This window comes from Liquorilactobacillus satsumensis (assembly GCF_964065465.1).
GTDB classification, from domain to species: Bacteria; Bacillota; Bacilli; order Lactobacillales; family Lactobacillaceae; genus Liquorilactobacillus; species Liquorilactobacillus satsumensis.
In genome coordinates, this window is the sequence record NZ_OZ061606.1 from 1,315,680 (window position 1) to 1,337,949 (window position 22,270).

The following is a 22,270-nucleotide window of genomic DNA, read 5'->3' on the forward strand; positions in this document are numbered from 1 at the left end:
TCTTAAATCAGTCACTTTATGCCGTTATTTTGCATATGCGGCTGCACTGACCAACGGCATCTGCGGCTGTTGCGTCACCACAGAAATTGCAGTCTGCTGAATTAGCGCTTGTTTAAGTAACCGGTTAATCTGCGGATAAAGCTCGGGTCCTTTCTTAGCAATTTCAGCCTCTGGTGCAACAAAAAGATAACGAATATCATGTGCATTCAGCATGTTTTGAATATTACCAAGATCCGTATACAAGTTATCCTTGAAGTCCTTGGTGACTGCTGCTACCGAGGTCTTTTTATTATCATTATCAATTCTGTCATTTACACGCTCCGCAATTTCGGCCGTTGAAAGTTTCTGAACTGACTGCTCGACCCGGACAGCTGCAATTGTTAAATTCTCATTCAGTTTTTCAAATAGGTTGATGTTTTGTGGCAATCCCATCAGAATGAACGTGCTTTTGCTTAAGGAAGACGCTTTACCCAAAAACTCAATCAGATAACGATAATAGCGTTCTTGATCAATCTGCTTTTCCTGACTGATCTCGCTATGTCCATGATAAAAGGCTTCTCCACCTCTTGCATGAAAGTTCAATTCACTCTTACTAAGCTCGCTTCCAAGTGCATCCTGCAAGCTCGTAGGATAATCTGGAATTTTTAATACTTGCACCTTCTTATTTTGCAAGCGAAACAGCTGACTGCTGTCACGATTCAATTCAATCAAAGTATAATCGCTATTAGGTGCTTCGCTTAACAACATTAAAAAGTCGATTGTCTCTCCAACGTGCACCGTCGACTCCTCAATGCTAGTACGGTCAACATAATAAACTGCGGCCGCACTGCTTTCAAAAACCACGGTGATCCCAGCATATGGTAATTGCTGTCTCACCAAGTCATTTACCTCAGTGACAAAAGAATCCGCTTCGGTCCCTAACTTGCGCCTAATCTCTTTAAGAAGATTCTTGACCCGTAACTGTTCAGCTTCATCATAAGCTAGTTTACTCAGGTTCAGGTTCAGCGTAATCACTTGCGCAGCAGTCTCAGGTATCGGTAATGCAGCTAACTCGGAAATCGTTGTTTTAATTGCCATCGTAAACACTCCTCCTAGTCTGAATACTTCAACATGTCTACGGTAAGTATAGCAAACATCGCCGTGTAAGCGCTATGAAAGTGGCTTATGGAAAAGTTACCTTGGAACCTCACTGTGTGTTCTTGTTATAAATTCAAGTGAATTAATCAGTTGTGCAATGAATATAACAATGTATATATGCAAAAAAAAGTTGTTTTAAAAAGTTCCTCAGACTTTTAGTGAACCCTTTAATGCATAAAATCTAAATGTTATGGGTTACATGTTAATAGATATTCTTTTTTAACGAGATAATATTCATCATTATTTTTTGAACTTTATAATCTCAAGTGATTCTCAAGTGTCTAACTGGTTAAAAAGTACTTTAGATGATATATTTTCTAACATCAAGTATCTGATTTGTGCTTTTCCTGCTGGGATAGCCTCAAATCGCAAAAAATAAGTATAGTAAGAAGGTAGCCCACATGAAAATTATGATTGCTGATTACGCAGCAGCTATGATGGAAGATCATACTTATGAACTTAAACTCCTAACGCAGACTCATCCTGACTGGATCGTAAAAACTATGGTATATAATCCTGAAAAATTAACTGCCTTTTACACTGAAATGTTGGATGCAGATGCACTGCTAACAGCCTTTATTCCTGTAGATGAAACCTTGCTGGCTAACGCTCCTAACCTAAAATTGATTTCAATAAATGCAATGGGCTTCAATAATATTGATCTCAAAGCCACTGCCGCCCATCAAGTTAGCGTCTGCGCAATCTCTGATTACTGCAGTACAGATGTAGCCGAGTTTACCTTTTCATTATTATTGAGCTTGACCAAGCAGTTGAAAGCTTACGATCATTTACTGACAGTTGAACATTTATGGAAATATAATGCCTTGCCACCACAAAAACGCCTAGCTGAACAGACTTTAGGAATCTGCGGTTTAGGTAAAATTGGGCAAAAAGTTGCCTATCTTGCTAAAGCATTCGGGATGAAAGTAATTGCATATGATCCTTTTTTGCCTCCTGCAGTGGCGGAAAAACTTGAGATTCCGCTAGTAACGGCATCACAAATTTACGCTGCAGCAGATATCATCACTAATCACATGCGTTTAACTGCAGCCAACCGGCACTTTTTTAATACCACGGCGTTTAAACAAATGGGGCAAGGAAAACACCCGCTTTTTATCAATGTGGCCCGTGGTGAAAGTGTTGACGAGCAAGCCTTGTTGACTGCGCTTGAAAAAAAATGGATCAAAGGTGCTGGTCTTGACGTTTTAGCCGTCGAAAACCCTGTGTTGAAAAAACATCCGCTCTTAAAGCGCACAAACGTCAGCGTGACCCCGCATGCTGCTTTTTACTCAGTTAATTCAATTACTGAACTGCAACGAATTTCATGCCAAAATATTGTTAACTTCTTTGCTGGTAATCACACCAAAGTTGATCGTTTTGTCAGCGAACCAGCCAAAGTTACAAAATAGCAGTAAAGTCAGCTTTTAAATTCTTAATTAAAACCAGTACCTCGCTCAGTTAGGGTTCAAAACCCTCGCAGCTTGCTCGTTTCAGTAACCTCAAAAAGAGAGTGTGACATAAGTTGGGAAAATTTGAGTGCTAACTCGAAATTACGAACATCGTGAGTACTTGGCTATGAGTAATTCGAAGTTAGACGGAGAATTTTGACTTATGGAACACGTTTATCCGGAATAAAAGAGGGGGCTGTGACAAAAGTTAAATTTTGTCACAGCCCCCTTTTTTAATATTCGAATTAATGGACTGTTGGAAGCAAATATAGATAAACAACAATGCTAGGCATCATTTGTGATACGGACTCCCGGCATTAATCATAAAAGCGCGATAGATCTGCTCCGTCAACACCAACCGCATTAATTGATGCGGTAAGGTGAATCGTCCGAATGACAACTGCGCATCAGCTCTTTTTAATACAGCGGGACTCAATCCCAATGAGCCACCAATGACAAATGTGAGTGCACTATGACCATAAGTTGTTAATTTTTCAAATTCCGCTGCAAATTCTTCTGAGCTGAGCTCTTTACCTTTAATTGCCAGTGCAAAAACGTATTCTCTTTCCTTAATCTTAGCCAGAATGCGTTCGCCTTCGATTTGTTTAACCTGTTGCATTTGTGCTGTACTCAACTTCTCAGGTGCCTTTTCATCGGGAACTTCTACAATTTCAAAATTACAAAATTTGCTTAAGCGTTTTGCGTATTCTGCAATTCCCTGTTTTAAGTATTTCTCCTTAAGTTTACCAACAACAATAATTTTACTGTTCATAACTACCCGCCTTTTCACAAGTTATCCACAAAGTTATCCACTTATCCACAGCTAGCATCTCTATATCTTGGCGCGAACATATTTTCGTCACAACATTTATTAATTGCAAATTTGTCAATAGTTAATCAGTTATCCACAGTTTTACACAGTCTTTACACTCCTTAATTTTAGGTAAAGAACGTTGATGCAACAGCATTTATACGCTAGATTTCAAGTGCAAAATAAAGTTAGTCACAGGCAAAAACACAATCTGTGGATAACTTTGAGAAGATGGAAAAAGCCATTTATCAACAACACTCCCTCTTTTCAACACCCACCAAGATTGCTATTCACTTTTTTATCCACAAAGCTCTTCAAAACTGTGCCTTATAATTATTGTGCACATAAAAAGAGGTATTTGACAACCGCAATTCACGGACAAATACCTCTGTAACCAAATTATAAATTATGCTTAAAATTCTAGTTTCCAGAATTCGATGAGGTGGTCGTATTTGCATCATCTGCTTCCAATGACAGTTTAATACTTGCTGTCTTAAGTTCACCATCATGGTAATACTTGATTTCCACAGTATCACCGACCTTATGCTCATAAAGCGCCTCGCGCAGTGATGAGAGCCCTTTGACCGTCTTACCACCTAGGGACGTGATCACATCATATTTCTGCAACCCCGCCTGTTTAGCTGGTGAATTCGACGAAACCTTAAGGACTACAACGCCATTATCAACACTAGTTGGTAACTTCAGCACTGATTTTCTGTCACTTGTAGAAACATAGCTTAAATCAACTAACGAAATTCCAAGCGCAGGACGCTTAATTTTGCCATTTTTAACAAGCTGATTGATGATGTTTACCACTTCATTACTTGGGATTGCAAAGCCCATCCCTTCAACACTTGTCGACGATGACGAACTAGTCGAACTTGAACTGGTAGATGCAAGCTTCATCGAGTTAATCCCGATCACTTGACCATCAAGATTGATCAACGGGCCGCCTGAATTACCAGGATTAATGGCAGCATCAGTCTGAATAACGGTAGTCTGTCCCGTACTTGCACCTGAGCTATCGGTTGTTTCAATTGTCCGTTTTTTAGCTGAAATAATTCCTTGCGTCAATGAGGTTGCATAAGTTGATCCTAGCGGTGAACCAATTGCAAGGGCTGTCTGCCCAACTTGAATATTATTTGAGTTACCAAATGATGCTACCTGTGTAACATTTGCTGCATTAATTTTCAAAACTGCTAAATCAGTTACAGAATCATGTCCAACAACTTTAGCAGTCAATTTCTTCCCACTGTTCAAGAGGACTTCGACCTTATTTGCTCCTGAAATAACATGATTATTTGTAACTACAAAGGCCGTATTACCATCCTTTTTATAAATCACACCTGAGCCTTCGCTTTCAGAAGACGAGCTACTTGAATCTGAACCTGAGCCAAAAAGACCACTCAGTGAGTTAGAAGAACTACTTGAAGAGTACGCTTCAACTGAAACCACCGCATTTTGAATCTTATTGAATGCTTTGGTAGATTGTGTACTTACGTTTACTTTTATATTACTAACACTCGTTGTCCCGCGTGAATTTGCGGTGCTCACCGCATTTTCTTGATAATGCTGGTACACGCCATAGCCGCCAAAGGCAATTCCGCCTCCTAGTAGGCCCCCAACGAGTGCTACTACAAAAATTTTACCCATTTTAGGGTGTTGATTGTCATTATTTTTTGGAGAATTAGGCTCTTTAAATTCCCCTTCAAAAGTTTTTTGTCCTTCGTTATTTCCTTCGTTATTATCCATGAGTTATGCGCTATTCAAAAAATAACGCTGACCCCCCTCCCAGAGATTTTTTCATAGCTCTTCCATGGTTACATTCTAACGACAATATTTGAAAAAAGCATGAATTAAATCCTACATTTGTTAAAAAAGTCTTTTTTTTTGAACTTCGCTCTTCACTGCTCCTTAAATTACAGCTAGCGGAGTTGCCCGTGCAGGATCTGTATCTAAAACCGCAAAATCATGCCCAACGCCTAGATCATGCTGTTCCAGTGTTGAAGAAACGGTCACATGCGCAAGTTCCTTCATATTATTGTCTTGACTAAGGTGACCAAGATAGATTTTCTTTGTCTGATTACCCAAAACATCAATTAACGTTGCCGCCCCATCATCGTTTGAGAGATGCCCTTGATCACTAAGAATTCGCTGTTTTAGTGACCACGGATACGCCCCCATCCGCAACATTTCAGTATCATGATTGCATTCAATCAGATAACCATTAGCACCTTTAATGATCCCTTCTAATCTACTAGAAACATAGCCTGTATCGGTTAAGATCACAAAGGAATGCCCGTGATGATGAAGCTCATAAAATTGCGGCTCAGCAGCATCATGCGATACGCCAAAGCTTTCAATATCAAGATCGCCAAACGACTTTGTTTTCCCCATTTCAAAGAGATGCTTTTGGGCTAATGGAATCTTACCAATTTTATGTGCCATTGCATTCCAAGTACCTTCATTAGCGTACACATCCAAGTGGTATTTGCGTGCCAGCACGCCAACTCCCTTGCAATGATCGCTGTGTTCATGTGTAACTAAAAGACTGTCCACATCACTAAGATCGCGACCAATTGAACTCATCAACCCTGCGATTTTTTTTCCGCTCAATCCTGCATCAACCAACACCTTACGTTCGGGCGTCTCAATGTATGTAACATTCCCGCTGCTACTACTTGCGAGAACACTGACTTTCATCGTATCTGTCTGTTTTTCAGAACTCTCCATTGCTCACCCTTCTATCACCTAAAATTCATAAATATCTGTTTTAATCATCCATGGTAGCTCCAGTAAAGGCATTTATGCGCCGATATTGAATATTGCCGGTTGAATTGCTCTTAACAGCAATCATCCACGTTGGAATGTAAACATGGCTGTTATTCACAGAAAGCAAGCGTGTATATCCCAAACGGACCCATTGAACACTACTGTTACTTACTAATTTATTATATTGATATAACCAGATCAACGCCCGTTTTTGACTAATAATCGGTCGCTTCTCATGCAAGGTCTCAACGTTTTCGAGCAAACCTTGCGTATATCCTGTAACATAGCCGTTTCTTGTTGTAAATCTAATTTGACCATCGGCCGTGTAGACTGGATACCCCTTTACAACCTGCGTATAAACAACCATGTTTTTGGTTGACAAACCACGGTCATACACATATTGCTGCCCTGCAATTATCTTAGTACTATCTTTAACAACAGCGTTCAGCGTTTCTTGCGGTTTGCTATCATCTTTTAATTTTATACTATTTTCAAAAGCAGCGGTTAATTTATGATCATCGTAGGACCATGACTGTCCTTGCAAAGTTGATGTCTTTTCTTTGAGCGTGTCCTTTTGCGGACTGGAAATATAAAAGCCTTCACTCTTTTTATCTGAAAGACTGCCATATGAAATCTGATCATTGCGGATGCTTTTGAGCACAGAGGTCGTGGAATCTTCAGTTGTTGAATTCGTTGTTGAAACAACAATGTCATCTTTTTGCATATATGAAACAAATAAAAAGATATCAAGCGCGATAAACGCGAGGAAAAAAATTAATTCGATCCTTTTAAAGTTCATACTTACACCACTCTTTCTTAATTTCCGCTAGCAGTCTTCTTTAACAATTCTGTATAACTTTGCCAATGGCCATTATAATTAACAAAATACGTCGGAACAAGGTCTACTACCAGTTTGGAAGACGTGTTTTGCTCCCATTGATAAGCTACTTTGATACTCTTGATTTGATTGCTGGAATAACCGGCATTCTCAAGTTCTTGATAGACAGTTTCGGTTGCAGGTAAAGTCTCTTTAGCACCGCCAGATGGAACTGGGACTTGCAAACCGTTCAACGAGAACACATACTTCTTTCCACCTGAATTTAACGGTTGAATCTTATATGTGGCGTAACTGTCTTCATTAATAATTGGAAAACCTGCAATGTAGCTGCGATAGGTAACTGTGTTGTCACTTTCACTATATTCAGCGTAACGCACATCATCTAACTGCACTCCTAGGGCATTGAGTTGTGTAAAACTCTGCTTCAAAAGATCATAGAATCCGAGTTGTTGCTCACGCACCTTCTCGTTCCCATTGTAATTGACATCAGCATAATTCTCATAGACAACTTCTCCTGTCTGATCATTGACCTCCATGCGATTATCTGTTCCATCAGAGTAGATTGTTTTATTCTTTTGAACTTTGGTAGTAATCGATGATTGTCCATTTGAGTTCAGCAATTGACTAAGGAATGGACTGATGTTGGATTTATTCACTAAATAGCTATACCGCGGCAGGCTAAAAGAACTGGTGTAGAAGGTTGTCAGATTATCACTTTCAAGTGAAAAGTAACTGATGCTCAGCTTTTGAACCCCATTCGTATTTAAAATCTGCTTAATCTTGGTATAGGAATCTTTCTTAACCGTCAGCTTATAAGCTTGGCGATTCTGATCACTGACAAGGTAAACTGCCCCTCCTTGAAGTGGGATCAAAATCCGATTGAATTTGTATTCCTGCAGCCCCTTAAGCTTTTGTGAAAAAACCTGATTAAACAATGCCGTTGTAATCGAACTGGTGTAACTTAAGAGCACCGAATCATTTTGCTGTAAAAACTCTTGATATTCAGTATCAGTCTTGTAGGTCTTAAGGGAGCCGTCTTTTAGACTCAATTTGCCTAATTGCTTCGAAAGATCCCCTGTAACATCATTCTTATCGCTAAATAAAACATAACTCTGTCCATTTTGATTTAAAGTTGTCTGCAGCGGTAAAAATACATCACTGAGCTTCTTTTTATTAACATTTTCTGAACTTTCTCCGGTACTGGTCGTTGTTTTAGAGTCACGTTGAAAAACCGCAGGATTAATCCAAATTAATGCCGAAAGAAGAACACTGATTAGAATTGTGATAATCAAGCCAGAATGTAACAGAAAATTTCTAATTTTCATCCCACAAATCCCCCTCATATTCTTCGTAAGGTAACGAAATATAGAACGTTGAGCCCTTTCCTTCGACACTATCAACCCAGATCTTACCACCGTGCATCTCAATAACCTCTTTAGAAATGGCTAAGCCTAGACCTGTTCCGCCCTGAGCTCGCGAACGTGCCTTATCTACTCGGAAGAAACGGTCAAAAATATGTGCAACATCTTTTTTAGGAATTCCCAGACCTTGATCAGAGATACTTAGGATTACGTGATTGTGTGTCTCAAGTAAGCGGCAGGTTATAACCCCGCCATCTGGAGAATATTTAATCGCGTTATTCATGATATTATCCACGACCTGCATAAACTTGTCTGTGTCAATCTCCACCCAGAGTTCACGCCGGGTAAAATCACGTTTAATAGTATAGTGCTTGGCATTACGCGCATCGTCATCATCTGTTTTCAGCATCATATCAAAACGATCAAGAATATAGTTGTAAAGTTCGTTCAAGTTAACCAGCTCAAGTTCAAGCTTAGACGTCCCAGAATCCATGCGTGACAAACTTAAGAGATCATTAATCATTCTGATCATCCGTTCAGTCTCATCTTGTGTCACTTTGATAAAATGCGGTGCCACTTTAGCATCTTTCCATGCGCCATCACTGAGCGCTTCAATATAACTGCGCATACTTGTCAAAGGTGTCCGCAATTCATGTGAGACATTCGACACAAATTCACGCCGTTCACGATCTATCCGCTGCTGTTCAGTTACATCATGCAGCACACATACCAACCCACTGATGAAACCAGATTCTCTTTGAATTAATGAAAAATAAGCATTTAAAATCTGTTCATGCTCATCATCAGAAAGATCAATCACGATTTCATCCTGATTTTCAAGCAAATCTCGCAGTGTATATCTTCCACGAATGTTAAGAATATCCAGTACAGATTGTCCATCTGCGACATCCGGATCAATATTCAAATCTTCAGAAGCTGTTTCATTCATAATAATTACGTTTCCACGGCGATCAGTCGCAATCACGCCGTCTGACATATGTGAAAGAACACTATCCAAACGTCTTTGTTCAGCCTCTGAGGATTCTTGGGCTTCTTCGACTCGGACTGAAAGGTTGTTAACCGCCTGTGCTAATTGTCCCAATTCATCTGTCCCGTAGACTTTAACTTGACCAGAATAGTCACCTTGAGCAATTCGACTAGTTTGTTTTTTCATATCATCAATTGGACGAGTAATTGCTCTTGAGATTAAGATTGCCAGCATTAGTCCAAAGACAGTTGCAATCAAAGCCGCCGTGACAAAAATCACCGTAACCTTATGAATCGAGTCATAGACCGATTCCAAGCTAGCACGCAAATAAACTGCACCCACTAGCGTATTGGTATTTCCACTGGCACTAAAAAGCGGTGTAATAGAAACATAATAGGGCTTGTTATCTGAACGGTCATACGTTGACTTGGCATATGAGCGCTCATTGTACAAGACCTGTTTGATATCACTGTTAGTTGTTTTTTGCCCGACAATTCCTTGGTTGTTAACATCACTATCTCCGCGAATTGTCCCTTTGGTATCAACCACTTGGACTTCAGTCACATTCGAGCTGTCAATATCTTCCAAAATATCACGAATATTTGAATTTGCCTTCTTGGTGTTGCTACGCGCAAGATTGTCAATTAATGAATTATCAATATAACTTGAGAGTTCCACCTGCTGTTTGAAAGTCTTGACGTTATCTTTTTTTAATTGTTGCACAAAATAGGCCCCTACGATTTGAAATGTTATTAACAATAACAAAGCAAACACAAGTGCAATCTTAAAATGAATTGATTGAAAAAAATGCAGTTTTTTATTCATTATTACTCCAAAAAGAACTAAGACTTTCTAAATTTCTATTCTGCTTCTGGATTACGCAGATAGTAACCCACACCGCGTCGTGTAATCAGCCAAATCGGACGGCTAGGATTATCTTCGACTTTTTCACGCAGGCGACGCACCGTCACATCCACCGTCCGCACATCACCAAAGTAATCATAACCCCAGACAGTTTGCAAAAGATGTTCACGTGTCATTACCTGCCCGATATGTTTTGCCAAATAGTACAGCAATTCAAACTCACGGTGTGTCAACTCAATCTTTTCGTCGCGCTTAGATACCATATACGCTTCAGGATGGATTGTAAGATCACCAATTGTGATTTCACTATTTTTTTCCTCCTCTGATTGAACTGCCGCTGCTGCGCTCGTTTGTCGCCGTAAATTTGCTTTGACACGGGCCACCAACTCACGGTTTGAAAACGGCTTTGTTACATAGTCATCGGCACCTAATTCCAGTCCAAGAACTTTGTCAATTTCCGCATCCTTAGCTGTCACCATGATAATCGGCATATCATACTTTTTACGCACTTCACGGGCAACTTCCAAGCCATCAATCTTAGGCAGCATAATATCAAGCAGGATCAGGTCCGGCACAACCTCTTCAACTTGATCCAAAGCTTCTTGACCATCATAGGCCGTGTAAACGTCAAAGCCTTCTTTAGTTAAATTGAATTTAACAATATCCGAAATTGGTTTTTCATCATCAACTACTAAAATCTTCTTCATTATGAAACTCCTTTCCTAAAGCACACACTGACGCATATCTGTTAGCTTTAGAATTATTAGTGTTTCCTGGATTTTTAAGATCTATCAGTCTCTTATTGAAAAAATCAACACAGTAAACCTCTTCTATTATAACCTATCCCATTCTGGTTGCCAAACCAGGTTTTATAACCACTCATGCCACTCGTGGTTCGTGCTATAATATGTTCACATTAAAATTATATAAAGGAGTTTAGGCCATGACAGCATCTATCTTGATTTCTCAGGATCTCTCCTGCGCCGGTCAAGTCTCAATGACCGTCGCGCTTCCGCTTCTGGGTGCACTGGGGTTCAGGCCGACCATCCTTCCCACTGCACTGCTTTCAACACATACAGGCGGCTTAGGCGCAAATACTTACCTTGATCTTAGTTCAGAAATGACTAAAATCATTGCCCATTGGGAAACATTACCCCTTTCTTTTTCTGCCATCTATTTAGGATACTTGGGAAACAAAGCTGTAGATGTTTTGCTAAAAGAACGTCTCCGCATTGGTACAGCGAAAAGCCTGTGGCTAATTGATCCCGTGATGGGCGATCACGGTCGGCTCTACCGTGGCTTCACCGCCGCTTACGTTACAAAAATGCGCAAACTAGCTGCACATGCATCTCTTTTGACGCCAAATGTAACTGAAGCCCAGCTTTTGCTAGGTCAAACATGCACCTCAGGAACTATTTCCAATGCGCAGGCACATAGCATCGTGGGTGCGCTTAAGCAAAAATTCACTGCCTCAGCAATTTTGCTTACGGGTGTCCAATTAAACAATGGTCAAATCGGAGTTTTTGGCTCTGACGCTATTTCCCGGGAAATATGGGAACTCCAACGCAAAAAACTCCCTGGCAGTTATTTTGGCACCGGGGATCTTTTTGCAAGTATTCTTTTGGCGACGCTGCTTAAGAAAAAAAAGCTTAAAACAGCTGCAACCAGTGCAATGGACTTCGTTAGCGCTTGCATTGAAAACGCACAGACAGAAAAAAACCGTGATTCGCGCTTTGGTCTTGATTATTCTCAACAATTGTCTGTATTATTAAAACAACTTACTTAAAGGAGGGAGAACATTATGCGAAAAGAACAAAATTCACTCAAAATGATTGTTTTAACCGGTCTCTTTGCAGCTATCATTTATCTTGGAATTTTTATTTTACGAATTCCGATTCCAGCCCTCGTTGGCAGACCATTTATTCATTTTGGAAATACACTCGCCGCTTTAGCTGTCCTTTTTCTCGGATTGCGCAATGGGGTTTTAGCTGGAGCAATTGGTCTTGGGGGCTTTGATATTCTTAATGGCTACGCTTTAACCTCTTGGTTGACAATTTTAGAGGTCATTATCGTTGGAATTGTGCTTAACGCTGTTTTTAAAGCATTTGGTTATCAAGACACCAAAAGAAATATTATTTTACTAGGAATTACAGCCGGTGCGACTAAAATTTTGACCTCATACTGTACCGCAATTATTGAAGCCCTGATGGTTGGAACATCTTTTAAAACAGCGATTGTCGCATCTTTCCTAAGTCTGCCGGCTACTGTGATTAATTCAATCTCAACCGCGATTTGTGTCCCGTTACTGTATTTCACTTTCAGAACTGTAATTTCAGCTACAACCCACGGATCGCGTTGACGCCGATTCCTGCCAGCCAAAAATACTTTTTAAATTTTCTATTGCATAATAGTATTAGTCATGGTAATATATTTCTTGTTGATGAGTTATTTGGGTGGCTAGCTCAGCTGGCAGAGCAACGGACTCTTAATCCGTGGGTCCAGGGTTCGATCCCCTGGCCACCCATCAGAGGTTTACTAAACCAGTAATCATTAGGTATCAAAATGCCGTGATTATTGGTTTTTTTGTATTTAAAAAAATTTGCATTGTATAGAATGTCAGTAATAATCAAAAAAGTTAGCCAAAAAAGAACTTGCGCGGGGCAGTGGCTGTTACTCAATCGAGTAGCAGTTTTTTTTAGTTAAAAAAAGCACTCCCCTTAAAAATCAACATCAATAAAATATAGAAATAGTTAATTGAACCCAACATGCACAATAATTGCACCGCAAATAAAAATATTTTAATAAAAAGAGTGGTGGATGTACCTGGCAGATATTTTCTATCTACATAGTTTGATTTACTGATATAGCTAACACCTATTAATAATACGGGCAAGAAAAAAATTGCAAACTTCCCCTTTCCCCAAAGATCCACAGAATTTAACCCAATGTGCAGCGGAATCACATCAGGCAAGTAAAAGTATATAACACATGCTAAGAAAAACTCCAAAACATAAATTACTATAAAACAGTAGAACGAGCGCTCATAAAGTTTTGAAAACCATCTCATCGTACTTCTGCTCCAATCAAATTATCTTAAAGTCTCACTTATTTCGGCTAACCAAGTCAGCTAATCTTTTAATCTTCACACCTCCGTTAGTGTAACTGGATGTTTAATATATTTGAGAAAAAGCATCAAGTTAGTTGGCGATAATACCACGCTCTCATTTGCCTGCTGTAGTTTGAGCACCACAAGTCCACTGCTCAAGACTCTGGAATCCATTATTACTTTAACCGCTGCCTGCGAATCTTCTACCAAGACTAGCGGAGTGAGTGCTTTAATCCTCCCGTTAAAAATTTCTGCACGTTGCTTGGCAGTCGCAAGGATCAGTTCCTTATCCAAGTACAACCAGTCCTTCTTTACCGTTGTTCGCAAAATATATTGCTGCGTTGCTTTCTTAAAAAAAAGTTCACTGTACAGTGTTTGCCCCAACACCTCAGCGCCTCCAGCAACGAGTTCGGCTTGTTTGGCATACTCCAGTTTAATTTTTCTAAAAATAGCCAGTACGCGCCGATCATTAATCATTTCCATCATCCTCACCGTCCCTTTTCATTTTATTTTGTAATGACAATTAGATGACCCAATCTTCGTTGCCTAAATCTGCCTACCTGTAACCCCATTAACTTTTATGTCGTTGGAACACCGGATAATCAGCACCGCTTACGGCTTTCCTCCTATTTTTATTATAGCTCTTTGCCTATCACTGAGCTAAAATGAGCTCTAGAAAAAACATGCATTAGTGGTCTACTACCCTTAGTACATTGACCAAATAAGCAATTCACTTCACATTTATTAACCAAAGTAATAAGGTGAGCCTGTAACTAATTATTTTGAGGAGGATTGATTTAATGAACGTTCCTGTTAAAACTCTGAATGACGGTCATTATATTCCAACTGTTGGGCTAGGTACCTATCAAATTCGTGGCGGTGCTGGTATTGATCAAGTTCTTGCTGCAATTCAAGATGGCTACCGTCTGCTAGATACATCTACCAATTATGATAGTGAAGGCATTGTTGGTGAAGCTATCAGAAGATCTGGGATTCCGCGTGCTGAATTCTTTGTAACTAGCAAACTCCCCGGTAAGTACCACCATTACGATGATGCGCTCATGATGCTGCAAGAGTCTCTTTGTCGCATGGGGCTTTCCTATTTTGATCTTTATTTAATTCATTGGCCCCTTCCTAAACGTGGTCTGTATGTTGAAGCTTGGAAAGCACTAATTACGGCCCAAAAGCTTGGACTGTGCCGCTCAATTGGCGTTTCTAATTTTGAGCCTGCACACCTTGATAAATTAATTTCAGAAACAGGTGTAACCCCAGCTGTAAACCAGATCGAGGTTCATCCGTACTGGGTTCAAGAAGAAAGGCTGGCTGAGGATAAGAAACGTGGAATTCTCACAGAAGCATGGAGTCCACTTGGACGAGGAAGTGCAGCACTCCAAGAGCCCCTACTTAAAGAATTGGCCCAAAAGTATCACAAAGGTGTTGGTCAAATTATTTTACGCTGGCATACACAACGTGGCATTGTTCCACTTCCAAAATCAAGCAAGCTTATCCATCAAAGAGAAAATCTCGCTCTTTTTGACTTCACTTTAACAGCAGCTGAAATTGCACAGATTAATACCTTGAATCGCGCAGATGGCAGAGTTGACGACCAAGATCCAAATGAATACGAAGAATTTGATTAATATAAATATTTATATTTTTTAGCTTTAAATAACCACCTAAGTTACCTTTGATTTATGCTCATTTTTCCACCATTGAATTTTTGCATTTTTCACAAAAAAATGTTTACAAGGATGATTATATATGATATAACTATATTTGTCTTGAAAAACATTGTAGTGTAATTGCTCAGTAGTTCAGTGGTAGAATAATTGACTGTTAATCAAGAGGTCGTAGGTTCGAATCCTACCTGAGCAGTAATTCAGAGGATTAAGCAAAACATTCGTTTTGACTTAGTCCTCTATTTTTTTATAATCTATTTTTCATCAAGTGTATCTTCAGTTTTGTCCAGTTGATACTCCTTTAATAAATTTATAGCTGTAAAAAAAGGTTCTGTTTCACGTGAAACAGAACCTTTTTAAAGTTAATCACTATTCAGTCAGTTCTTTTCGCGCTAACTGACTCAGTTTAAAGGTGGTACTGCACCTGCTAGCTAGTTCTGCTGACTAGCAGAGCATCAGTCCCCTACCTACCAGTCATGATGACTTGATAAATATTATGCTTTATTTTTCTAGGAGTCAACAATCCTTCATTCTTTTGCAGATAGTCTGTAATCATTTCCGGCATGGAGCGTGTGCACACAAACACTATCTGTTTGGGAGTATACATCCGAAATGCACCTCCCAAGGCGCGATATTGGCTGACTACCAGTCGAAATTGTTGTGTTGCTTGAACCGGCTTTCCCTGATACTTTAATTTTATTAACCGCTCCCCGACAGGCTGCGCAACATCAATCACGTAGTCAATTCCAGCATAAAGATCGTAATTATAATGCGGAATTAGTGGCCCATACGCTCCTTGGCGCACTCCAATTTTTCCTGCTTGAATATCCCAATAAGCTGCATTTTGTTCTAAGGCAGCTCGTAACTGTGCTCCCGTAATCTGTAAAACGGCTAATTTATTTTCAAAGGGATAATTGCGTTTCACATCTCTAATGGTGACCTGCTCTGAAAATCCTGTAACTGCATCACTGTAAAGTGCAACTGCTGAAATCTCAGCCCCAGTAGCCTCTAACTGAACTTGATTAAGCAAGTCTACAAAAGGATGCCCCTCTAACCGTGCCTGTGCCGGATTCTTAAGCTGAAAACCAGCTCCCAATCGAGCGAGCGGCTGCACTAACCATTTTTGTGTCCTTTGTTCGAAACACTCTAAAAGAGCACTGATCTCCTTATCAGGCTGCTCATGTGCAACCGGCAGCAGTGTAGCGTGACTTTGCTGAATCGTTTTGGATTTGCACGCTACTTCTAACTCAATCATACCTACGTACTCACCATTTTGCCCGGGTTGAATCGTTGGTACTCCATTAACATGTGTCGCAATTCTACGGTGCTGATGCCCAGTAATCAGAGCAGCTACTCCTGGAATTTTGCTTAACGCAAATGCCTCGTCAGCTCCATCTATTGGTTCCCCTGCAACTTCTGTCACTAATTCACCGTATCCTCCATGATAGGAAACTAGTACTAAATCCGCTTGCTTTTGCAAAAATGGTACATATTTTTTAGCTGTTGCAACTGCTGATTCAAAGTGTAAACCAGTAATATTTTGAGCCGGTTCCCAATGTGGAACAAATTGAGTCGTTAATCCTAAAATAGCAATTTTAACCCCCTTTTTCTCTACAATCGTATAGGCTCTGCCAAAATATGGTTGCCCCTCTTCATCAAGAATATTGGCACATAACAACGGATACTTTCTCACCTGTAATGCCTTTTCTAAGGAAAAACGGCCATAGTCGAATTCATGATTCCCCAAGACACCCGCGTCATAATGCAATAAATTAACTGCTTCAATCAGCGGTGCAACGCTTTTTTCGCATTTTTCCAAGTAGGATGTTAAGGGAGAACCCTGGAGAAGATCACCATTTTCAATCGTGATCACGATTGTATCTTTAGTCGCCTGCTTGTGAATGCGCTTAATCAAAGAAGCAGCCTTAGCAAGTCCGAGACTCTTTTGATCATGTTTTGTACAATAAAGGGTTGGAAAGACGTGACCATGAATGTCGCTTGTCACCAATATTTTTATGTGCATATATTTTCCCTCAATCAAAGGTTTTATCCCACTATATACCAAAAAGTCAGGTTTTTCATCTTAAAAATCATAAACGCTCTTCTTCCACAAATGTTCTTACTCTGCTTAAATTTCCCTCACTTATCTTACCATAAAAAAATCCGGTATCCGCTGATAGTTTGTTTAGCCTTGTTCCACGTGAAACATGGTCTTATATTATTTATAAGTCGCCAAAACTAAATAAAAATATTATGATATAGGTAGTCCACAATTAAAAGGAGGCCTCACGAGGAGCGCTGAACAAGCGCCCTCTTAAACAATATGAATTGTGCACAAACCCTTGCAGTTACTAGCCATCGAGTAATCACGAATGATCTTAATGAGCATGAGACCGTTTACGGCGGAAAATTGCTTGAAATGTTAGATGGCACGGCTTCAATCTCTGCTTCACGTTTTTGTAAGACGCAAACAGTGACAGCGGCCGTAGATCAATTTAAGTTTATCGCACCTTTCAAACTCAATGATTCATTTTGTATTGAATCTTTTGTTAGCGGCAGCGGCAAACGTTCCCTTGAAGTCTTTGCAAAAATCATTGGTGAACATTTAACAACCGGGCAACGTTTTTTAGGTGCAACAGCTTTTCTAACCTTTGTTGTTCTAAAAAAGGAGATTAAATTACCACCGCTTGTGCCACAAACACCTGAGGAAATAAGTGTTTGCCAAGCTTATTCTGTCAGACAAGCATTACGCAAACAGCAGCTACAGCAAGCCAAAAGCTTCAATCAGCAGCTTGAACTGCAGCCACGTTGGTTAAATTAAAAAAGCAGGCTTCATTAAGAAAATTAATGAATTTCCTGCTTCTTAACAATTTCGATTAAGAAGGCGATTGCCTCCTCGTACGAACATGATCTTTGCTTCATGACCGCCTTAACTGCTATCTCGGTCTCGTTTGAATCGGCCATCGTCAACACTTCCCTTTTCATTCTTGTTTACAGCACCCGTTCCTATTAATGTACTATCCTATTCTATACCGTTCTTAATAAAAAAACGAGGATTAACCCCCTCTTTTTTTTTGCAAATGCACGAATCCTTTTATACTTAAAGTTTCTGACTGTAAATTTTTTTAGCCCATCTTTCTAAAAACTGCTGTCATTTAATCTCGATATCTGGTCACATTTTGCGATCTGCAGTCTGTCTAAAAAGTGCCAAGATCAACTTTGTATAATTTATTCTGCAGCCTGTTACGGCGTCTTAACGCGCCTTTTCGAGCATATTCCGCTTAACCACAGTTATCCAAGCGTATTTTTACAACTTAGATTCAAACGCACTATGTTCATGCGTGTGTTCGCGAAGACGCTCCTCAGCAATTATGTTTTTGTTTTTTATTTAAATTTATTATATTTTAAATTTTGAGCATTGTCTGTTTAAAAACCGGTTCACGTAATTTAGATTTAGCTACAGGAAAAAGCTGAGCTGGAACACATTTATCCATAATAGTAAATAAGGGGCTGTGACAAAAGTTAAATTTTGTCACAGCCCCTCTTTTATTCCGTATAAACGTGTTCCATAAGTCAAAATTCTCCATCTAACTTCGAATTACTCATAGCAAAATACTCGCTATGTTCGTAATTTCGAGTTAGCACTCAAATTTTCCCGACTTATGTCACACTCCCCTACAAGCTGTTATTTTAGTGCTCAACTAAATTTAAAAAAGATTAAATGCGCGCCCAAATATTATCTAACACATTTGTTTGTTCACGATCCGGTCCAACAGAAAAAGTCGAAATCTTAACGCCCACTAATTCTTGGATTCGGTGAATATAGTTACGGACATTCAACGGTAAATCTTCAAGCCGTTTACAATGTGTAATGTCTTCTGTCCACCCTGGAAATGTCTCATACACTGGTTTACACTTGCTAAGCTGCTTTAAACTTGCAGGATAATGATAAATCAATTCGCCGTCAAGCTCATAAGCTGTACAAATTTTAACTTCATCCAATCCGGTTAAGACATCAACGCAATTTAAACTAAGATTTGTTAGGCCCGACACCCGTTTTGCATGCCGCATTACGACACTATCGAACCATCCGATCCGCCGTGGTCGCTTAGTAACTGTTCCGTACTCATGTCCTGCCTCACGAATAAATGACCCTGTTTCATCCTTTAATTCTGTTGGGAAAGGTCCGTCACCAACACGTGAAGTGTAAGCTTTGCAAACTCCAACAACTTTATCAATCTTTGAAGGTCCAACCCCGCTACCGATGGTGACCCCGCCTGCAACTGGATTAGACGATGTTACAAATGGATAAGTCCCCTGATCAATATCAAGCATTACTCCCTGAGCACCTTCGAATAGAACACGTTTACCACTATCAAGAGCATCATTAAGTACAACAGAGGTATCAGTTACATAGTCTTTAAATTGCTGGCCATATTCGTAATAGGCTTCAAAAATATCCTCGAATTTAAGTGGTTCATGTTCATAAAAACGTGTGAATTCACGATTTTTTTCCTCAAGATTGCGGCGCAGCTTCTCCTCAAAAATCTCTTTATCAAGCAAATCTGCAACTCTGATTCCGACACGCGCTGCCTTATCCATGTAAGCCGGTCCGATTCCTTTGTTAGTCGTCCCGATTTTCTGATCCTTTTTAGACTTTTCCTGCAAGCCATCTAACAAGATATGATACGGCAAAATCACATGTGCACGATCTGAAACGCGCAAGTTATCAGTCGAAACTCCACGACCGTTTAAGTACTTTAATTCTTCCACCAGCGACTTAGGATTCAAGACGACACCGTTACCGATTACGCTAACTTTGTCTTGGTAAAAAATCCCCGAAGGTATCAAACGCAACTTGAAAGTTTCTCCGTTAAACACGATTGTATGCCCAGCATTATCACCGCCTTGATAACGTGCAATTACTTCGGCATTTCGACTAAGAAAATCTGTTATTTTTCCCTTTCCTTCGTCGCCCCATTGACTCCCAACTACTACTACTGATGACATGAACACTCACCTCATAAAAAAAATTTGGATAAAAATTGTAATTTCACTAACCTCGATAATTGTATCAGTCGCCCACCCATCTTTCAAGTAAATCCCGAATATTTATCATGAAAATAATATTTTATCAAAAAAATAACGAACTTTAATTTTTTAAAAAGGGATTTCTTTTTATTAAGGTGAACAACTTCAAGAACTGTGTAAAAAGTGCTTGGTTTGGAGAATTGGAGCTGAATTACAAAATAACCTAAGCTTGGTTATACGCAAGACAGGCTTAGCCTACAAACAAAAAGATTCGCTGTTAAAACTGAAATTGGTCAGCTTTTGCATCGAATCTAAACCTTATTACTATTTTTTTTGACTTTCTGGAACATAGGCGACTGAAGAAAACTTATTATATGATTTAACAAATAATAACTTTACGGTTCCACGTGGTCCAGAACGGTTCTTTTCAATAATTACTTCGACTTCTCCGACATCCTGTGTCTCATCATCTTGCTGGGTATTCTCATCATCCTGATCACCCTCGGAGCGTTCATAATAATCGTCACGATAAAGAAAAGCTACAATATCAGCATCCTGTTCAATTGAACCGGATTCACGAATATCAGAGAGCACAGGTCGCTTGTCTTGTCTTTGCTCAACTCCACGTGAAAGCTGTGAAAGTGCAATAATCGGGACGGACAGTTCTTTTGCAAGTTTTTTGAGCTGTCGCGAGATTTCGGAAACTTCCTGTTGGCGGCTTTCCTTATTAGAACCTTCAATCAACTGCAAATAATCCACCACGACTAGGCCAAGGTTTCCTTGCTCTTTAGCTAAACGACGACATTTTGCGCGAATTTCAGCCATCTTTATTCCTGGTGTATCATCAATGAAGACCGCTGCTTGAGAAAGTGAACCCATAGCAACAATTAAGTTCTTCCATTCCTCATCATTCAGCTGCCCTGTGCGCAGATGATTAGCATTTATGCTTCCTTCAGCACAGAGCATTCTATTAACTAACGACTCGGCACTCATCTCAAGTGAAAAGATTGCCACTGTTTTGTCAGTTTTGGTACCCACATTTTGTGCGATATTCAAGGCAAAGGCTGTTTTCCCAACAGCCGGCCGTGCAGCTAGAATAATTAAGTTATCCGGTTGCAAGCCAGCTGTCATTTTATCCAGCTCATGATATCCGGTTGCAAGCCCGGTAATATCCTCATTTTGCTGATACAACCTATCAATATCTTCAATGGCACTATTCAAAACATCCTTAATCGGTTTAAAGCCGCTCCGATTTCGCCGCTCTGAGACGTCCATAATCTGACGTTCAGCGTCATCTAAAAGTGTGGTTACATCGTCATCTTGAGTATACGTCTGTGTAACAATATTGGTGGCTGTCGCAATCAGACGGCGCATAAGTGCTTTTTCTTCAACAATTTTGGCATAGTAAACCACGTTAGCGGCCGTTGGAACTGCTGCAGCCAACTCAGCGATGTAGCCAACCCCGCCAACATCATCTACTTGTTGGTTAGCCTTTAAGTAATTATTGACAGTCACAACATCGATAATTTCATCTTGATTATTCAATTCGATCATGGCCTGAAAAATAATTTGGTGTGCACGGCGGTAAAAATCATCCGGCTGCAAGTAGACCATTGCTTCCACTAAAGCATCTGAACGTAAAAAAATGGCCCCAAGGACAGCCTGTTCAGCTTCAATGTTTTGCGGTGGCAAACGATCAGTCAAAACATCATTACTCATAATTACTTCACCTTTCAGCTAACTTGAAACAGCTTGCCAATTTCGGCAAATTTATTTTTCAGCAACATGAACTCTAATTTTTGCAGTCACTTGATTATGCAATTTAACAGGAATATTAGTATAGCCTAACGACTTGATCGGAACTGTGAGTTCCATCTTTCTTTTATCAATTTTTAAGCCATATTGTTTTTCGAAAGCTTGGGCCACCTGCTTGCTGGTAATAGACCCAAATAACCTGCTATCCGCACCTGCTTTTGCTTTGATCTCAACGACCATTTTGCCAGATTCTAGCTTTTCTTTCAGCTCCTTAGCAGCTGCCAATTCTTCAGCATCCTTCTTCTTTTCTGCCAGTTGCTGGCCCTTGAGCTGACTGATAGCCTGTGCAGTTGCTGCCTTAGCCTTATTAGCCTTTATTAAAAAGTTAGCATAGCCATCTGCAATTTCTTTAACTTCACCACGTCTGCCCTTGCCTCTTACATCTTGTAAAAAAATAACTTTCATTTTATTACTGCCTCC

At 39.8% G+C, this 22,270-nt stretch carries 18 protein-coding genes and 2 tRNA genes; 7 read left to right on the forward strand and 13 right to left on the reverse strand.

Annotated elements, in window-relative coordinates:
• Nucleotides 1-24 precede the first annotated feature (24 nt).
• Nucleotides 25-1,077, reverse strand: a complete 1,053-nt coding sequence (locus AB3Y88_RS06070; RefSeq protein ID WP_056961966.1) for a hypothetical protein — start codon at nt 1,075-1,077, stop codon at nt 25-27.
• Between the two features lie 461 nt (nt 1,078-1,538).
• Between AB3Y88_RS06070 and AB3Y88_RS06075 the strand changes: the two genes are divergently transcribed.
• Entirely contained in the window at nt 1,539-2,546 is a 1,008-nt protein-coding gene (locus AB3Y88_RS06075; RefSeq protein ID WP_228887970.1) for an NAD(P)-dependent oxidoreductase, read from the forward strand.
• A gap of 331 nt (nt 2,547-2,877) precedes the next feature.
• On the opposite strand, the gene rlmH is transcribed toward AB3Y88_RS06075, so the two are convergent.
• From rlmH to yycF, 7 genes are all read right to left on the reverse strand, one after another.
• Nucleotides 2,878-3,357: a 23S rRNA (pseudouridine(1915)-N(3))-methyltransferase RlmH gene (gene rlmH, locus AB3Y88_RS06080; RefSeq protein ID WP_054757351.1), complete on the reverse strand. Its 480-nt coding sequence runs from the start codon at nt 3,355-3,357 to the stop codon at nt 2,878-2,880.
• A 459-nt stretch (nt 3,358-3,816) separates the two neighbouring features.
• The gene (locus tag AB3Y88_RS06085) at nt 3,817-5,148 is read right to left on the reverse strand and encodes a S1C family serine protease (RefSeq protein ID WP_054757350.1); all 1,332 of its coding nucleotides are present in this window, start codon (nt 5,146-5,148) and stop codon (nt 3,817-3,819) included.
• 162 nt (nt 5,149-5,310) lie between these two features.
• Nucleotides 5,311-6,129: an MBL fold metallo-hydrolase gene (locus tag AB3Y88_RS06090; protein WP_056961970.1), complete on the reverse strand. Its 819-nt coding sequence runs from the start codon at nt 6,127-6,129 to the stop codon at nt 5,311-5,313.
• Between the two features lie 40 nt (nt 6,130-6,169).
• On the reverse strand, nt 6,170-6,967 hold the full coding sequence (locus tag AB3Y88_RS06095; protein ID WP_056961972.1) for a two-component system regulatory protein YycI: 798 nt from the start codon (nt 6,965-6,967) through the stop codon (nt 6,170-6,172).
• Nucleotides 6,968-6,984: 17 nt separating this feature from the next.
• Nucleotides 6,985-8,331: a YycH family regulatory protein gene (locus AB3Y88_RS06100; protein ID WP_056961974.1), complete on the reverse strand. Its 1,347-nt coding sequence runs from the start codon at nt 8,329-8,331 to the stop codon at nt 6,985-6,987.
• Nucleotides 8,321-10,180, reverse strand: a complete 1,860-nt coding sequence (walK, locus tag AB3Y88_RS06105) for a cell wall metabolism sensor histidine kinase WalK (protein ID WP_056961976.1) — start codon at nt 10,178-10,180, stop codon at nt 8,321-8,323. Before walK ends, AB3Y88_RS06100 begins: the two co-directional genes overlap by 11 nt.
• Nucleotides 10,181-10,215: 35 nt before the next feature.
• Nucleotides 10,216-10,926 (reverse strand): response regulator YycF, encoded by a 711-nt coding sequence (gene yycF, locus AB3Y88_RS06110; RefSeq protein ID WP_056961978.1) that lies wholly within the window; start codon nt 10,924-10,926, stop codon nt 10,216-10,218.
• A gap of 236 nt (nt 10,927-11,162) precedes the next feature.
• Here yycF and AB3Y88_RS06115 point away from each other — a divergent pair, with 236 nt between their 5' ends.
• The 3 genes from AB3Y88_RS06115 to AB3Y88_RS06125 all read left to right on the forward strand — a co-directional run bounded on the left by AB3Y88_RS06115 (nt 11,163) and on the right by AB3Y88_RS06125 (nt 12,743).
• The gene (locus AB3Y88_RS06115; RefSeq protein WP_056961979.1) at nt 11,163-12,005 is read left to right on the forward strand and encodes a pyridoxamine kinase; all 843 of its coding nucleotides are present in this window, start codon (nt 11,163-11,165) and stop codon (nt 12,003-12,005) included.
• A 15-nt stretch (nt 12,006-12,020) separates the two neighbouring features.
• Nucleotides 12,021-12,578, forward strand: coding sequence for an ECF transporter S component (locus AB3Y88_RS06120; protein ID WP_056961982.1), 558 nt, complete (start codon nt 12,021-12,023; stop codon nt 12,576-12,578).
• Between the two features lie 92 nt (nt 12,579-12,670).
• Nucleotides 12,671-12,743 (forward strand) — tRNA-Lys (locus tag AB3Y88_RS06125).
• A 618-nt stretch (nt 12,744-13,361) separates the two neighbouring features.
• Here AB3Y88_RS06125 and AB3Y88_RS06130 read toward each other — a convergent pair.
• Nucleotides 13,362-13,811, reverse strand: a complete 450-nt coding sequence (locus tag AB3Y88_RS06130; protein ID WP_056961986.1) for a hypothetical protein — start codon at nt 13,809-13,811, stop codon at nt 13,362-13,364.
• Between the two features lie 314 nt (nt 13,812-14,125).
• Here AB3Y88_RS06130 and AB3Y88_RS06135 point away from each other — a divergent pair, with 314 nt between their 5' ends.
• Both AB3Y88_RS06135 and AB3Y88_RS06140 read left to right on the forward strand, forming a co-directional pair.
• The gene (locus AB3Y88_RS06135) at nt 14,126-14,965 is read left to right on the forward strand and encodes an aldo/keto reductase (RefSeq protein WP_056961988.1); all 840 of its coding nucleotides are present in this window, start codon (nt 14,126-14,128) and stop codon (nt 14,963-14,965) included.
• A gap of 163 nt (nt 14,966-15,128) precedes the next feature.
• A tRNA-Asn gene (locus AB3Y88_RS06140) sits at nt 15,129-15,200 on the forward strand.
• A 267-nt stretch (nt 15,201-15,467) separates the two neighbouring features.
• On the opposite strand, the gene AB3Y88_RS06145 is transcribed toward AB3Y88_RS06140, so the two are convergent.
• A complete protein-coding gene (locus AB3Y88_RS06145; RefSeq protein WP_056961989.1) occupies nt 15,468-17,027 on the reverse strand; it encodes a bifunctional UDP-sugar hydrolase/5'-nucleotidase in 1,560 nt (519 codons plus the stop codon).
• A 300-nt stretch (nt 17,028-17,327) separates the two neighbouring features.
• On the opposite strand from AB3Y88_RS06145, the gene AB3Y88_RS06150 reads away from it, so the two are divergent.
• Nucleotides 17,328-17,825: an acyl-CoA thioesterase gene (locus AB3Y88_RS06150; RefSeq protein WP_228888208.1), complete on the forward strand. Its 498-nt coding sequence runs from the start codon at nt 17,328-17,330 to the stop codon at nt 17,823-17,825.
• Nucleotides 17,826-18,721: 896 nt separating this feature from the next.
• On the opposite strand, the gene AB3Y88_RS06155 is transcribed toward AB3Y88_RS06150, so the two are convergent.
• The 3 genes from AB3Y88_RS06155 to rplI form a co-directional block, all read right to left on the reverse strand.
• A complete protein-coding gene (locus AB3Y88_RS06155; RefSeq protein ID WP_056961993.1) occupies nt 18,722-20,014 on the reverse strand; it encodes an adenylosuccinate synthase in 1,293 nt (430 codons plus the stop codon).
• Nucleotides 20,015-20,359: 345 nt separating this feature from the next.
• On the reverse strand, nt 20,360-21,754 hold the full coding sequence (gene dnaB / locus AB3Y88_RS06160) for a replicative DNA helicase (RefSeq protein ID WP_228888207.1): 1,395 nt from the start codon (nt 21,752-21,754) through the stop codon (nt 20,360-20,362).
• Nucleotides 21,755-21,805: 51 nt separating this feature from the next.
• Nucleotides 21,806-22,255: a 50S ribosomal protein L9 gene (gene rplI / locus AB3Y88_RS06165; protein WP_054757341.1), complete on the reverse strand. Its 450-nt coding sequence runs from the start codon at nt 22,253-22,255 to the stop codon at nt 21,806-21,808.
• Between the last annotated feature and the right edge of the window lie 15 nt (nt 22,256-22,270).

Coding starts and splice junctions, on each gene's coding strand:
- AB3Y88_RS06070 (WP_056961966.1), bottom strand. CDS start 1,077: ATGGCAATTAAAACAACGATTTCCGAGTTAGCTGCATTACCGATACCT.
- AB3Y88_RS06150 (WP_228888208.1), top strand. CDS start 17,328: ATGAATTGTGCACAAACCCTTGCAGTTACTAGCCATCGAGTAATCACG.
- AB3Y88_RS06090 (WP_056961970.1), bottom strand. CDS start 6,129: ATGGAGAGTTCTGAAAAACAGACAGATACGATGAAAGTCAGTGTTCTC.
- AB3Y88_RS06130 (WP_056961986.1), bottom strand. CDS start 13,811: ATGATGGAAATGATTAATGATCGGCGCGTACTGGCTATTTTTAGAAAA.
- AB3Y88_RS06135 (WP_056961988.1), top strand. CDS start 14,126: ATGAACGTTCCTGTTAAAACTCTGAATGACGGTCATTATATTCCAACT.
- walK (WP_056961976.1), bottom strand. CDS start 10,180: ATGAATAAAAAACTGCATTTTTTTCAATCAATTCATTTTAAGATTGCA.
- AB3Y88_RS06085 (WP_054757350.1), bottom strand. CDS start 5,148: ATGGATAATAACGAAGGAAATAACGAAGGACAAAAAACTTTTGAAGGG.
- rlmH (WP_054757351.1), bottom strand. CDS start 3,357: ATGAACAGTAAAATTATTGTTGTTGGTAAACTTAAGGAGAAATACTTA.
- AB3Y88_RS06145 (WP_056961989.1), bottom strand. CDS start 17,027: ATGCACATAAAAATATTGGTGACAAGCGACATTCATGGTCACGTCTTT.
- AB3Y88_RS06155 (WP_056961993.1), bottom strand. CDS start 20,014: ATGTCATCAGTAGTAGTAGTTGGGAGTCAATGGGGCGACGAAGGAAAG.
- dnaB (WP_228888207.1), bottom strand. CDS start 21,754: ATGAGTAATGATGTTTTGACTGATCGTTTGCCACCGCAAAACATTGAA.
- AB3Y88_RS06115 (WP_056961979.1), top strand. CDS start 11,163: ATGACAGCATCTATCTTGATTTCTCAGGATCTCTCCTGCGCCGGTCAA.
- AB3Y88_RS06075 (WP_228887970.1), top strand. CDS start 1,539: ATGAAAATTATGATTGCTGATTACGCAGCAGCTATGATGGAAGATCAT.
- AB3Y88_RS06100 (WP_056961974.1), bottom strand. CDS start 8,331: ATGAAAATTAGAAATTTTCTGTTACATTCTGGCTTGATTATCACAATT.
- yycF (WP_056961978.1), bottom strand. CDS start 10,926: ATGAAGAAGATTTTAGTAGTTGATGATGAAAAACCAATTTCGGATATT.
- AB3Y88_RS06120 (WP_056961982.1), top strand. CDS start 12,021: ATGCGAAAAGAACAAAATTCACTCAAAATGATTGTTTTAACCGGTCTC.
- AB3Y88_RS06095 (WP_056961972.1), bottom strand. CDS start 6,967: ATGAACTTTAAAAGGATCGAATTAATTTTTTTCCTCGCGTTTATCGCG.
- rplI (WP_054757341.1), bottom strand. CDS start 22,255: ATGAAAGTTATTTTTTTACAAGATGTAAGAGGCAAGGGCAGACGTGGT.